The following is a 13,801-nucleotide window of genomic DNA, read 5'->3' as shown; positions in this document are numbered from 1 at the left end:
GTGCTATGGAAAATACTGGAATTTGGGTTGTCGGATTTATCATCTTATTCATCCTCGGCTCGATTTTTGGACTTCGTGTAAGTCCAAGAGAGAAAGCTTTGGGTGAAATGCGTGATAAAGCGCGCAAGATGGGTTTACACCCACGTTTAATCGCAGCACCTGACTGGACGAAAATACCAATGGCTTCGGAAAACCGTGCCAGCATGGTGGCGTACTACAGTGTCCTGATTCCAGAAGCACGCTTGCCTTTAATGCGCGCTCGCGTTGTTGATCAGCAGCTTGAGCTCATTACAGGTGATGACAAGTTTAAACATTTACCCATTGAATTAAAGGGTATTTATGCTATTGATATGCAAGCAAACTGCGTGGGACTCTATTGGGATGAGCATTCTGACTTAAGAGCAACCCAGTTAGATGCCATGAAAGCATATTTACAGTCTTTGGCTGAACTTTAATTTTACAGACCCATTGAAACAGGATTAACGGTTAATATGGCGAAAGCTCCTCGGTCCACATCCAAAAGTACTACAGCAGATTCTCCTGAGACTGGAAAAAAGCGTGCTTTAGTGATTGTGGAGTCGCCTGCAAAAGCGAAAACAATCAATAAATATTTAGGCTCGAATTACATTGTGAAGTCGTCTGTGGGTCACGTGCGTGATTTACCTACAGGTGGTTCTAGTAAGACTGCAGAAAAGAAGCCAGCAACACGAACCAAACTGACCGATGCTCAGAAAGCTGAAAAAGCACAAAATGCACTGGTCAATCGTATGGGGGTTGATCCTGAGCATGACTGGAAAGCACATTATGAAGTGCTTCCAGGCAAAGAGCATGTGGTTGCTGAACTGAAAAAGCTTGCTTCGCAAGTTGACGAGGTCTATCTCGCAACGGACTTGGACCGTGAAGGAGAAGCGATTGCTTGGCATTTAAAAGAAGTGATTGGTGGCGATGACTCACGTTATCAACGTGTGGTATTCAACGAAATTACCAAAAATGCCATCCAAGATGCATTCAAGCATCCAGCACGCCTTGATATCGATAAAGTTAATGCGCAACAAGCACGCCGCTTTTTAGACCGTGTTGTTGGCTTTATGATTTCGCCCTTACTTTGGGAAAAAATTGCCCGTGGTTTATCGGCAGGTCGTGTTCAGTCTGTCGCAGTTAAACTGGTGGTTGAGCGTGAGCGTGAAATTCGTGCGTTTATTCCCGAAGAATACTGGCAAGTTTTTGCAGACACTAAGTCACAGACCGATGAGATTCGTTTAGAAGCCGTCAAACAAGCAGGTAAAGCCTTAAAGCTACGCAATAAAGCCGATACCGATGCTTTATTGAAGCTCATTAAAGACGCAGATTACAAAGTTTCAGCACGTGAAGATAAACCGACCAAGGTGAATCCGAGCGCGCCGTATATCACCTCGACTTTACAACAAGCAGCCAGTACACGTTTGGGTTTCTCTGTGAAGAAAACCATGATGTTGGCGCAGCGTTTGTATGAAGCGGGTTTTATTACCTATATGCGTACCGACTCGACCTTTTTGAGTGACGATGCGGTGAATATGGTGCGTCATCATATTGAGACCGAGTTTGGTACGAAGTATCTGCCTGCTAAGCCGAACCGCTATGGTAACAAAGCGGGTGCACAAGAAGCCCACGAAGCGATTCGTCCATCGAATGTGGCGTTAAAAGGCGACAGCTTGGTTGGTGTGGAACGTGATGCACAACGTTTGTATGATTTGATCTGGCGTCAGTTCGTCGCGTGTCAAATGACACCAGCAGAATACTTGTCATCGACTATTTTAGTGGATGCCAACGGTGTTGAGCTTAAAGCCAAAGGTCGCACCTTAGTCTTTGACGGTTTCACTAAAGTCCGTGGTCAAAACAAGTCGGACGATGATGTGTTATTGCCTGCGGTGAAAGTCGGTGAAATACTGAAGCTTGAAAAATTAGATCCATCGCAACACTTTACCAAGCCACCTGCACGTTTTACTGAAGCGTCATTGGTGAAAGAGCTTGAGAAAAAGGGCATTGGTCGACCATCGACCTATGCGGCGATTATCTCGACCATTCAAGACCGTGGTTATGTCAAACTGGAAAACCGTCGTCTATTTGCTGAAAAAATGGGTGAGATTGTTACTGATCGTTTAGATGAAAGTTTCAATAACCTCATGAACTATGACTTTACCGCGGACTTAGAAGGTCAGCTCGATAAAGTGGCTGATGGCGAACGCAACTGGAAGGAGTTGCTCGACAGCTTCTACGGCGACTTTAAAAAACGTCTGACCAATGCGCAAGGTGAAGGCGGTATGCGCCGCAATCAACCTGTAGAGGTGGAAGCGGTTCACTGTAAAGAATGTGACCGTCCAATGCAGATTCGTACGGGAACCACAGGTGTCTTCTTAGGGTGCTCTGGCTATAACTTACCGCCGAAAGAGCGTTGTAAAGGCACGTTGAACTTAACGCCAGTTGAATCACTTGCCGCACTTTCTGATGATGATGCAGCAGAAACAGCAGATTTGATGTCGAAAAAACGCTGTCCAATCTGTGAAACTGCGATGGACAGTTATGTGATCGACGGTGGTCGTAAGCTACATGTCTGTGGTAATAACCCAGACTGTGCTGGTTTTGAACTTGAAGAAGGTGAGTTCAAAATTAAAGGTTATGATGGCCCAACCATTCCATGTGATAAGTGTGATGGGGAAATGCAGCTGAAGACGGGTCGTTTTGGTCCTTATTTTGCTTGCTCAAGCTGTGATAACACACGTAAAGTCTTAAAAAGTGGTCAGCCTGCACCTCCGCGTGTAGACCCGATTAAGATGGAACATTTACGTTCAACTAAGCATGATGACTTTTTTGTGCTACGTGATGGGGCAGCAGGTTTATTCTTGGCGGCAAGTAAGTTCCCGAAAGTACGTGAAACACGTGCACCTAAAGTTTCGGAACTTCGTAGTGTTGCCGATCAGCTTGATCCGAAGTATCAGTTTATTTTGCAAGCACCTGATGTTGACCCTGAAGGGAATCCAACTTTGGTGAAATTTAGTCGTAAGAATCAAGCGCAATATATTGGTTCTGAAACGCCTGAAGGTAAGCAAACCAAATGGTCATTGGTGTTCAATGATGGAAAATGGGTTGAAGCCTAAGTTTTAATTGCTTAGAAATAATCAAGAAATGCTCACTTTGGTGGGCATTTTTTATATGATGCACAGCTATAAATAAAAAAAAGATTCTGGTTAATGTAGGATTCCTATTCGCTCTGTTGTTGTATCCGCTGTTTTACTGTCAAAAATTGAGGGTGAAATTAAACTGTTATTGATGAAGCGTGTTAAAGGTGCTTATTGGTGCCATGTCGCAGGAAAGGTTGAAGAGAATGAGACCGCCAGCCAAGCGATACTTCGCGAAATCAAAGAAGAAACCGCCATTCAGCCCCAACGTTTATTTAGTGCAGATTACATCGAGCAGTTTTATGAGCCAGGCTTGAATGTGATTGAAATGATTCCCGCATTTGTTGGCTTCTGTGCTGAAAACCAATCTGTTCTATTGAATCATGAGCATACTGAATATCGGTGGTGCAGCTTATCTGAAGCTAAAACGTTGGCTATATTTTTAAATCAAAGAAAATTATACGACTTTATTTGGGAAAACTTTGTATTACAACAACCTATAATACATTTAGAAATTACGTAATGTGCTGATCATTGTGATAAAAAATTATTAAAAATTGGGGATCAAAGATGTGGAAAAAACTTCGTATTTTAATCTTGCTGCTGATTTTATTGGTGGTTGCTTTGAACGCTTATCGGGATCAGAACCAAGATTGGAGCAAGCCTATTATTGTATCACTCCATCCAGTTAATGCTGATGGACAAGGTACAACTCAGCAATATATACAGCAATTGACGCCTAAGAACTTAAGAGGGGTACAAGGTTATTTAGAGCAGATGTCGGCGACATATCGCGGGCAACCGATTGCGATTTATTTCCAACTAGGGCGTGAACTCAAACAGCTACCGCCGAAAGTACCTGAGCAGGCAAGTTTATTGGATACGGTCTTGTGGAGTTTAAAGTTCCGTTATTATGCATGGAAAAACCATCAAGGTTCAGATGGTGCACCAACTGTTACTTTGTATTTGAACTATTATGACCCAGCACTGACTAAAGAGCTGAAACACTCGACAGCTTTGCAAAAAGGTCGCATCGGTTCAGTGAATTTATTTGCATCTAACAAGCAAACCGAGCAAAACAAAGTCGTTCTTGCACATGAGCTTTTACATGCCTTTGGTGCCAGTGATAAATACGACTTAGCCACAGGACAGCCGATGTATCCTGCGGGCTATGCATATCCAAATCAACAACCGCTGTTTCCTCAAGCCAAAGCTGAATTAATGGCTGGGCACATTCCAACCTCACAAACACAGAGTAAAATGCCTGAGTCGATTGATGAAACATTGGTGAATGAGATCACTGCGATTGAAATTGGGTGGAAAAAATAACTGTGGATAATGCTGAGTTTATCCACAGCATGGATTGATTGTGTGGATAAACTCAAACCTACAAGTTCGATGCAAAACATGTTAAAACTAAGTGAACGAAAATCAAACTTGAGAAGAAGATGAAAACAGTCGGTAATGATTTAGTTCGCCATCAACTCCATGAAAATCGTAAATGGTATTTGGGTTTAGGAATTTTATTGGTGTTGTTTGGTTTCATCCTTTTGGCCGCTTTGCCTTTTGCCACCTTATCTGTGGTGTTTATCTTTGGCGTGCTGATGATGATAGGAGGTGTTCTACACTTCATCGCCGCTTTTAAGATTTTTGAGGGTGGCTTCCGCTAGTTATGGGCTTTGTTTGGTGTATTGTATTTGGTTGCGGGCTATTACGCATTTAGCACACCTGTGAAAACAGCCATTGTCTTGACCAGTGTTTTAGCGGTTTTCCTGATTATTGCTGGGGTCATTCGTATCTTTAATGCAATATTATTTCGAGCATTCCAAGGTTGGGGCTGGACACTTTTTTCTGGTGTTTTAACCCTGCTGGCCGGCATTATGATTTTAACTACACCAGATGCCCCATTTTGGGTGCTGGGCTTATTCCTTGCTTTTGATATTTTATTCCAAGGTATTAATTATCTGACTCTAGCGGCAGCCATTAAGCAGATTCCACCAGCAAGCCAATCTGAATAAAGCACACGAAAAAAGGGAGCCTCATGCAGGCTCCCTTTTTTCGTGTGCTTTATATCATGTGCAAAGCTGAATGGCATGCTTATGGATTGACGGCATATTGACTTGAAATCGCAATACGATTCCACGTATTAATCACAATCGCGATCCATTCAATAGCGGCAATTTCTGCATCGGATAATATTCTTGCTGCTTCTTGATACGCCGAGTCGGTGAAATGCTGCTGAGCAATGAGTGTGATTTCTTCAATTAAAATCAGCGCGGCGCGTTCTTTTTCGGAAAAATATCCACTTTCTTGCCATGCACTGATGAGGGCAATCCGTTCGATTGATTCACCAGCTTTTATGGCATCTTGCGTATGCATACGTACACAGAACGCACATTGGTTAATCTGTGAGGCTCTCAGTTTCAGCAAGTGTGAAAACCCAATCTCAAGACCTGCTTGTTGGACTTTTTGCATGGATAAGTTTTCGAGTTCTAATACTGTTTTATGCAGTTCAGGTGCGGCTTTCCCCAAGTTGATTCGTTGCATACATCACCTATTTTTTTAAAGAGCGTTTAATGTTTAGTGATGATTTTATCGGCTAATTGATTAGGGTCTGTTGACATTTACTGTTCATAATTAACCTTATAAAGGTAGCCATAAAAATATACAGGCTAAAGCAACAGAACTTTGATAATTTCTTTTGAGCTTGTCATATCGAGTAGCTATTCCTCTAAATTGCTTTAATCTACAAAACATATTTTCAACTAAATGCCTGATTTTATATAAATACCAGTCCATATGGTCATTGTTCGATTGGCTATTTGTTTTCTTTGGTATATTCGCTTTAGTCCCTGTTTTCCTGATCTGTTCACGCAGTGGTTCTGAATCATAGCCTTTATCTGCACATACCACTTTTGTCTCTTTTAAATCTAATGTTGATATTAAATCAGGTGCAACTTTAACATCATGTGTGGTTCCATCGGTAATCATGAAATCAATAGGATTGCCATGTGCATCAACAATCAAATGTATTTTTGAGGAGTTTCCTCCTACACTTTTAGAAATAGATTGATTCGCTATGCCGGCAGAATGTTGATGAGCACGTACATGAGAGCCATCAATAAAAATCCAATCCATATCGGGGCATGAGGCTAGTAATTTGAATAATCTAAGTAACTTACCGCTGCTTGACCAACGATTAAAACGTTTGAAAATAGAGTTTGAATGACCAAAACAACAAGGAATATCTCGCCACGGACAGCCTGTTCTAATTCTATAGAGAATAGCTTCAATAAAATTGCGTAAATTTGAGTTGTGGTGAATGGATAAATTACGCAGAATAACTTTCAACTTTTGCCAGTGTTGATCTGTCAGCATGGTACGAGGCATAGCGAATAGTAAAATTGGGTTTGGCGATTTGATTTTACTACTTCGCTATTTTTTTAAGCTAAAAGTGTCAACACACCCTAGTACTTTGTTTAATTTATGCATTAAAACCAAATGGACTATGGTGGCCATTTTGGTGACGCGTACAGTAAAATTCAGAGATGGCTAAAATTAAAAAATTATTGAGGCTATTTTGTCTTTATCGAGATGTATTCAGTTTCAATCACAACGAACTGTGCCAAGGACAATGAAAAGAGAAAAATGCGGGCGGGAAATTTATAAATCGTGTTATTAATAAATTAAATTTTCTAAAAAAATTATGGATGATGACAACTTTTATTTTAGCGCCTGATTCTTTTAAAGAAAGTATGACAGCAGAACAGGCCTGTGCAGCGATGCAGCGTGGAATTCAAAACATAATCCCTGATGCTGTATGTATACATGTACCCATGGCAGATGGCGGCGAAGGCACAGTCGATGCTTTATTAACATCATTAGCAGGCCAAAAGATCGAATGTGAGGTAACGGGGCCATTGCCATCACAACGAGTTAAAACGTATTGGGGCTTATTTGATGGCGGGCAAACGGCTGTTATTGAAATGGCAAAAGCCAATGGTATTCATCTACTTGAGCCCGCACAGCGAAACCCACTCCTGACCACAACTTTGGGAACGGGGCAAATGATTCGACATGCCTTGGACGCAGGTGTGTCCAAAATTATTTTGGCACTTGGAGGCAGTGTTACCAATGATGCAGGCAGTGGCATGGCACAAGCACTTGGAATAAGGTTTTTAGATGCACAAGGGCGGGAAGTGTCTGTTGGTGGTGGTCATTTACAAGATATTGAACGGATCGATATGCAGGCTTTAGACCCACGCTTGCAACGAGTACAAGTTTTGATTGCCTCCGATGTCACTAATCCACTATGTGGCATGCAAGGCGCTTCGTATGTGTTTGGTCCGCAAAAAGGGGCGAGTGCAGAGATGGTTGAGCAGTTGGATCAAAGTTTGAGTCACTTTGCGGATGTGGTGGAAACACAGCTTAATCTACAGATACGTAATGTTGCAGGGGCAGGCGCCGCAGGTGGGCTAGGATTTGGTCTAATGGCTTTTACAGGCGCTCAGCTTCAGTCTGGCGCGAAGTGGGTGATTGAGCAAACTCAACTGGCGGAGAAAATAAACCAAGCCGATTATGTCTTTACTGGTGAAGGTAGTATCGACTTTCAAACCAAGTTTGGCAAAACGCCGTGGGCGGTGGCTCAGTTAGCCAAGCAGTTGAATAAACCAGTGATTGCCTTTGCTGGACATGTCGGGGAGGATATTGAGGCATTATTTGATGAAGGGTTTAGTCAAATTGTTTCGATTAATGAACCTGACTGCGATTTAGCAACAGCATTGAAAAATGCAGAACAGAATTTGCAAAACAGTTGTGAGGACATTACTCGACTTTTGCTTTTAAATCATACTGAGCAAGCCTAATTTTAAATTTTTGAGGCAGTAAGCGGTTCGAGCCTAAGGTCTTAGCCCCAGATTTGAAGGTGCATTTCAGACAGAAATGGATAATCGTTGCTGTAGCCTCATATTGACGTCATAGATTTGTTAGACTAGCAGCATCCACGAATTGATGAGTGATTATGAGTTTAGCCAGCCTAATTGATGAATTAAACCCGCAACAAAAACAAGCTGCCACGACTGAGTCGCAACACAGTCTGGTGCTCGCAGGGGCTGGCTGTGGCAAGACGAAAACCATTGTGGCACGTGCTGCGTACCTAATTGATCAAGGGATTCCTGCCAACCAAATTCAGATTTTAACCTTTACTCGTCGTTCAGCCAGCGAGATTGTGGCGCGAGTGGAGTTGGCTTTAGGTGAGCAGGCAAAAGGACTGCGCGCTTCCACTTTTCATACTTTTTGTATGTATCTGCTACGCCGCGTACCAAAAGCCTTTGGTTTAGAGCAGTTTTCAATTATTGATCGTGATGATCAGTTGATGATGTTTCGTCTGATTCGTGGAAAAGATGACAAGAAAAATCCCAATCAACTACCTAAGCCGCAAGAACTGTGTGACTTGTATTCTTTTGCACGAAATACGCGTCAAAAGTTGAGTGATGCCTTAGAAAAGCAGCATCCTGAGCATTTGGCTTTTAAAGATCAAATTGCAGAAATCATGAAAGAGTACGAGACACGCAAGCGTGCCCGTAGCTTTTTAGATTATGACGATATTCTGGCGATCGTGGCCTCAGCACTCGACCAGTCAGACGGTTTAGCCGACTATGTGGCATCGCTCTGCAAACACATGCTAGTTGATGAAATGCAGGACACTAATCCTTTGCAGTGGGCCTTGCTTGAGCCCCTTAAAGACAAAGTGAGCCTGTTCTGTGTCGGTGATGATGCACAGTCGATTTATGGTTTCCGTGGGGCAGATTTTGAAAATATTCACCATTTCAAAGAGCGTGTGCCGAATGCACAAATTTTTAAATTAGAACAAAACTACCGTTCTACCCAAGAAATTCTAGACCTATCCAATTGGCTGCTCGATCAATCTGAAATTCAATACAATAAACGCCTAGATGCATACCGTGGTGAAGGGATTAAACCGCGCATGCACGTTTTCCCGAATGAATTTGATGAAGCAAAATGGATTGCGATCGACATTAAAGAGCGCCATTACTTACAGGGACAGCGTTGGTCGGATCATATGGTTTTGGTGCGTTCCAGCTTTGCAGCACGGCATATTGAGGCAGCATGTATTGCGGCCAATGTCCCGTATCGCTTTATTGGGGGCATGAAACTGCTTGAAACCGCGCATGTGAAAGATTTACTGAGCTTGCTGCGCGTGATTGCCAATCCTCTAGATGATATTGCATGGATGCGTTTTCTTACCCTGTGGAATGGGGTGGGAGATGTGGGTGCAAGCCGTCTTGCTCAGCAACTTTTACTGGAGCCTGAGTATGATTTGATCTTTGATAAATTAGAGAAATTTGGGCGGATTCCAGCTGAAACTGTGTTGATCATGAAGCAAATGACGGTACTGAAACAGGAAGTACAGGCTTGTGTCAGTTTGGGTATTCAGGCGATTGAAGCACAATTGGCAGAAAATTATAAAAAAGACTGGAACCGCCGCCAAGGGGATTTTGAACTGGTCAAACAGTTGGCTTCTAAACATACCCAGTTGAGTGAGTTCCTAGAGGAATATGTGCTTGATCCTGTGTCGATTTCTGAAATTGAACGCCAGTCCGATAGCGATGTCGTTACCCTGATTACCATTCACTCGGCCAAAGGTACAGAGCAAAAAGTCTGTTATGTCGTCAATGTCACCCCAGGGCAATATCCGCATGCACGTGCCCAAGGTAATTTTAATGATGTCGAAGAAGAGCGTCGGGTCTTGTATGTGGCACTGACCCGTGCTCAGAATGAGCTGATTTTAACCAAGCAAAATTTAAGTCTGTGGGCGCGAGACGTGATTGATGAGCAAGGGCGCAAAGTCGAAAGTTATTTTTTGAATGATCTGACGCGAAATTTGTGTAGCATGGAAACCCATCATAAGCCTCGTCAGCAAACGGTAAAGAGTGCTTTAATTGAGCGCCAATCGATTAATTTAGATTTTGGTATTAATCTCGATTAAACTAAACAGATTACATTGTGGTATTTGTTGTGCAATGTTCAGAAAGTAGCGTAGGCGATTGCTTTTTGATGATTTTGCCTATTTTTGAAGGTTGTAAGATGAAAATTTTAGTTCGTAATTTAGAGCGTACAGTGACTGAAGCTGAACTGCTTGAATTATTTAAGCAATACGGCACAGTTGCATCATGTAATTTAATCCTCGATGCAGCAACAGGTAAATCGAAAGGTTTTGCTTTTGTTGAAATGCCGCATGCACGTGAAGCGATTAAAGCCATTAAAGGCCTTAATACACTACGTTTACATGGCACTGGTATTCGCGTCAAACAGGCGGAAGATAAGCCTGAGAAGCCAGAAGCATAAATAAAAAGGAGCAATGGATGCTCCTTTTTTATGGGATATAATGAAAAAAATCTATCCAGCTTTATCGATTGTTGCGCCGATGGGACGACAAATTTCTCAAGGAAATAAAACCTTAGAGATTCGTTCTTGGCGACCAGAGCAATGGCTGCTCAAAGATTTGATTATTGTGGAAAATAAGCACTATTTAACCCACGAGGACGATGAAGAGTTGGGGTATGCTGTTGCTATGGTTGATGTTGAGTCGATTCACTCATGGAGAGAAGATGAGCTTGATTCGGCGATGGCATCATATTGGGAAGAGGGATATTGGGCTTGGGTACTCACAAATGTGCGTCCAATCCATATTTCGATGCCTGTCATAGCAAAAAGAAAGATTTATTTTATTGAAATAGATCATGCATAATTTTTATTATGCACTGCTGTATAGAAAGATTACTCTTAGAATTGTTATAAACGCCAAAACTTAGGAACACCCTTCATGACTCGTGTTGCCCGTTACCATGCTGATCGCACTAACCAAAAACTCTACTTTGCTCGACTTTCATGTCAACAAGCAGAACAAATTGATCATGTGCAACAAGCTCAGGCTTACCGTGAGGCTGCTGTGTTTCACTTGCATGGCGCGGTGCTTGCGTTTCTACAAGAGTTGGTCCGTTACTACCGCTTAAATGACTTTACCCCGACCTTAAAGTCCATAGAAGAGCATATGGCAGCTAAAGGCCAAGTCTCGCCTGAAGTGACTGTAATGCAACAACTATCGAAAGAGGGTTTCATTGCCGAGTTAAAACGTGCTTATCGCTTGTGTCAGTATGCGCCAGAGCCGAGTACACCTGAACCTGAGTCAGAAACTTCATCGAATCTGATCATCAAAGTAACTCAAACCCCTCAGGCATGGTTACCCGATACCAAAATATTACGCGAGTGGCATCGAGACTTAACGGCGTTGATCGATGGCTTTCGGAATGAGATGGTTGAATTCTAAAAGCGATGACCAGCGCTTGAAGTTTGAAAATTTGTCCTTATATCAATAAGTCTAAGCGAAGCAAAGTGCAACTGCCTTTGCCACCATGTTGAACATGGAGGAAATATGTCTATAGAACAATTGAAAGAATTATTTGGAAATCAAGAAGCCATTTTAGAATTGGTTCAACTTGAAGGTGGTGAGCTCGCACTACGTAACGCAGGTTCGGAGAGTGCACCCTTAGTCACGATCCAATTTAATGAAGAGCTTAAAGCATTATTGGGCGACCAGACAACAGTCGTTGCTCAGCAGATGGTGCAAGCGGCTTTATACGGCTTACTTGAAAAACAAGTAGGCGAGTGGCAAGCGGAAGTGGTGGATGAAAAGCCAAAGTTCTTCAGCTAAGTCGAATAAGAAAAAAACGCACTGAACAGTGCGTTTTTTTGTATCCAGTGTTTGTTCCTTAGTGGGTGGGTGCTTGATGATGTGCAATCTGAATTTGATTTAAAATATGATTGCTCATATTTTTCGCCATTTCCTCTTTTGCAAAATAAACTTCACCAATTTGATCGCGGCGAATCACTTCAGCTTCTTCTTTACTTTCTGCACACACCAAGACCTGAATCTCAGGATTGAGGGTTTTGGCAATATCCACGATTTTATGAATATCTAAAATATCCATCGGGGAAAGTACCAACAGGCGCGCATGCTGAATATGGGCTTGAATCAGTACGCCAGGGTCTGTCGCCATCCCAGAAACAGCCGCAATGCCTTTTTCACGCAGGTTTTCTACAATTTCACGGTTTTCTTCCGCAATCACCACTTTAATGTCTTCGGCCATCAATTGTTTGGTAATGCGACGGCCAACTTCACCATGTCCAACAATTACCACTTGGTCACGTAAGTAGTCTTGTGAGACTTCATCAGGCAGCATTGCCAATGGGTCACCACTACGTTCCAGTAAGCGTGCTAGATGTGAGCGCTCACGAATCCAACGTTGTACAGGCTCAATTGCGGAGAACACAAAACTGTTTAAGGTGATGGAGATGAGTGCTCCTGCCAAAATTAGGTTTTGCCCTTCTAAGGACAAGAGTTTAAGTGAAACCCCGAGTGTCGCTAAGATGAAGGAAAACTCACCAATCTGTGCCAGTGACGCACCGACGGTGAGTGCCGTATTGATGGGGTAGCGGAAAAAGAGCACTAGTGCCATGGCCGCAATGGTTTTGCCGACCATAATAATCGCAACGACTGCAAGTACATGCACAGGTTGTTCCACTAAGATGCGCGGGTCAAATAACATGCCCACTGCAACAAAGAACAAAATGGCAAAAATTTCACGTAGAGGGAGAGTTTCTTCTTCGGCGCGGTGGCTAAAGTCAGACTCTTTAACGACCATCCCGGCAAAGAAAGCGCCCAGTGCCATGGAAACACCGAAAATTTTGTACGCGCCAAAGGCGATTGAGACTGCAGCAGCCACCACGGTTAAGGTAAACAGTTCACGTGAACCAAGTCGAGCAACAAATTGCATGATCATTGGAACAAGACGTTTCCCGATGATCAGCATAAAAGCGATGAAGCCTACTACTTTGAGTAAGGTGATGCCTAAGGTAAGCCAAATGTTGTCATCAGCACCGCCTGCAAGGGCTTCTCCACCGAGTAGAGCTGCTGTTGCGGGTAAGAGTACCAGCACCAAGACCATGACCAGATCTTCGACCAAGAGCCAGCCTACGGCAATTTTACCGTTGACCGAATTGAGTAGACCACGGTCTCCCAGTGCTTTGAGTAATACCACTGTACTGGCACAAGACAGGCTTAAGCCGAAGACCAAGGCAGAGCCAAAACTCCACCCCCAGATCATACTGACGCCTATTCCGAGCAGGGTCGCTACAGCAATCTGTAAAATGGCACCAGGCAGCGCAATGCGTCGAACTTGTAATAAGTCATTGAGGGAAAAATGCATGCCCACACCAAACATGAGGAACATGACCCCAAGTTCAGCCAATTGGTTCGCCAAATGAATGTCTGCGACAATACCAGGAGTATTGGGGCTAATAATGATACCCGCAATCAGATAACCAATGAGTGGGGGAAGGCGTAAGCGTACGGCAAGATAGCCGAAAATGAGCGCAAGCCCAAAACCGACAGCAAGTAATATAATGAGATCTACGTCATGAGGCACTAAAAACTCCTTAAGCAAAAGTTAAGGGTGAAAAAGAAGCAAAGCACAAAAGGTGCCAAAAGAGATTAAAAGTTTAACAAGTCGAACGAAAAAAAAGCAAAAAAAAACGACCTAAAGCAGGTCGTTTTTTCCAAAAAA

The 13,801-nt window shown here is 43.0% G+C and carries 13 protein-coding genes and 1 pseudogene; 11 read left to right on the top strand and 3 right to left on the bottom strand.

Annotation, left to right across the window (positions count from 1 at the left end; translation table 11 throughout):
- Positions 1–5 precede the first annotated feature (5 nt).
- The 5 genes and pseudogenes from ACSC9N_RS14885 to ACSC9N_RS14865 all read left to right on the top strand — a co-directional run bounded on the left by ACSC9N_RS14885 (position 6) and on the right by ACSC9N_RS14865 (position 5,173).
- Positions 6–455 (top strand): ammonium transporter, encoded by a 450-nt coding sequence (locus tag ACSC9N_RS14885; RefSeq protein WP_010325856.1) that lies wholly within the window; start codon positions 6–8, stop codon positions 453–455.
- A gap of 36 nt (positions 456–491) precedes the next feature.
- A complete protein-coding gene (topA, locus tag ACSC9N_RS14880) occupies positions 492–3,134 on the top strand; it encodes a type I DNA topoisomerase (protein WP_010325857.1) in 2,643 nt (880 codons plus the stop codon).
- A gap of 100 nt (positions 3,135–3,234) precedes the next feature.
- On the top strand, positions 3,235–3,678 hold the full coding sequence (locus ACSC9N_RS14875) for an NUDIX hydrolase (protein WP_029574935.1): 444 nt from the start codon (positions 3,235–3,237) through the stop codon (positions 3,676–3,678).
- Between the two features lie 47 nt (positions 3,679–3,725).
- Positions 3,726–4,484 (top strand): hypothetical protein, encoded by a 759-nt coding sequence (locus tag ACSC9N_RS14870; protein WP_010325859.1) that lies wholly within the window; start codon positions 3,726–3,728, stop codon positions 4,482–4,484.
- Positions 4,485–4,603: 119 nt separating this feature from the next.
- A pseudogene (locus ACSC9N_RS14865) lies at positions 4,604–5,173 on the top strand (HdeD family acid-resistance protein).
- A gap of 79 nt (positions 5,174–5,252) precedes the next feature.
- Here the strand turns inward: ACSC9N_RS14865 and ACSC9N_RS14860 are convergent.
- Together ACSC9N_RS14860 and ACSC9N_RS14855 are read right to left on the bottom strand one after the other, a co-directional pair.
- Entirely contained in the window at positions 5,253–5,702 is a 450-nt protein-coding gene (locus ACSC9N_RS14860; protein ID WP_010325860.1) for a carboxymuconolactone decarboxylase family protein, read from the bottom strand.
- 96 nt (positions 5,703–5,798) lie between these two features.
- Positions 5,799–6,545 carry an IS5 family transposase gene (locus tag ACSC9N_RS14855; protein ID WP_130234824.1) on the bottom strand — a complete coding sequence of 249 codons (747 nt, stop codon included), beginning with the start codon at positions 6,543–6,545 and terminating at the stop codon, positions 5,799–5,801.
- 320 nt (positions 6,546–6,865) lie between these two features.
- Between ACSC9N_RS14855 and ACSC9N_RS14850 the strand changes: the two genes are divergently transcribed.
- The 6 genes from ACSC9N_RS14850 (at position 6,866) to ACSC9N_RS14825 (ending at position 11,889) form a co-directional block, all read left to right on the top strand.
- On the top strand, positions 6,866–8,020 hold the full coding sequence (locus ACSC9N_RS14850; RefSeq protein ID WP_029574936.1) for a glycerate kinase: 1,155 nt from the start codon (positions 6,866–6,868) through the stop codon (positions 8,018–8,020).
- A gap of 155 nt (positions 8,021–8,175) precedes the next feature.
- Positions 8,176–10,164 carry an ATP-dependent helicase gene (locus ACSC9N_RS14845; RefSeq protein ID WP_010325862.1) on the top strand — a complete coding sequence of 663 codons (1,989 nt, stop codon included), beginning with the start codon at positions 8,176–8,178 and terminating at the stop codon, positions 10,162–10,164.
- 98 nt (positions 10,165–10,262) lie between these two features.
- Positions 10,263–10,523 (top strand): RNA recognition motif domain-containing protein, encoded by a 261-nt coding sequence (locus ACSC9N_RS14840; protein WP_029574937.1) that lies wholly within the window; start codon positions 10,263–10,265, stop codon positions 10,521–10,523.
- A 40-nt stretch (positions 10,524–10,563) separates the two neighbouring features.
- Positions 10,564–10,926 (top strand): ASCH domain-containing protein, encoded by a 363-nt coding sequence (locus tag ACSC9N_RS14835; RefSeq protein ID WP_029574938.1) that lies wholly within the window; start codon positions 10,564–10,566, stop codon positions 10,924–10,926.
- 75 nt (positions 10,927–11,001) lie between these two features.
- Positions 11,002–11,505, top strand: a complete 504-nt coding sequence (locus ACSC9N_RS14830) for a DUF6586 family protein (protein WP_004978994.1) — start codon at positions 11,002–11,004, stop codon at positions 11,503–11,505.
- Between the two features lie 105 nt (positions 11,506–11,610).
- Positions 11,611–11,889 carry a hypothetical protein gene (locus tag ACSC9N_RS14825; protein ID WP_010325865.1) on the top strand — a complete coding sequence of 93 codons (279 nt, stop codon included), beginning with the start codon at positions 11,611–11,613 and terminating at the stop codon, positions 11,887–11,889.
- A gap of 58 nt (positions 11,890–11,947) precedes the next feature.
- Here ACSC9N_RS14825 and ACSC9N_RS14820 read toward each other — a convergent pair whose 3' ends face one another.
- Positions 11,948–13,663, bottom strand: coding sequence for a cation:proton antiporter (locus ACSC9N_RS14820; protein ID WP_004978997.1), 1,716 nt, complete (start codon positions 13,661–13,663; stop codon positions 11,948–11,950).
- Positions 13,664–13,801: the final 138 nt, after the last annotated feature.

This window comes from Acinetobacter sp. PC34, from assembly GCF_051789135.1.
Classification (GTDB): Bacteria; Pseudomonadota; Gammaproteobacteria; order Pseudomonadales; family Moraxellaceae; genus Acinetobacter; species Acinetobacter johnsonii.
Note: the sequence above shows the minus strand (reverse complement) of the source record. Positions and strands in the feature narration are given on the sequence as shown.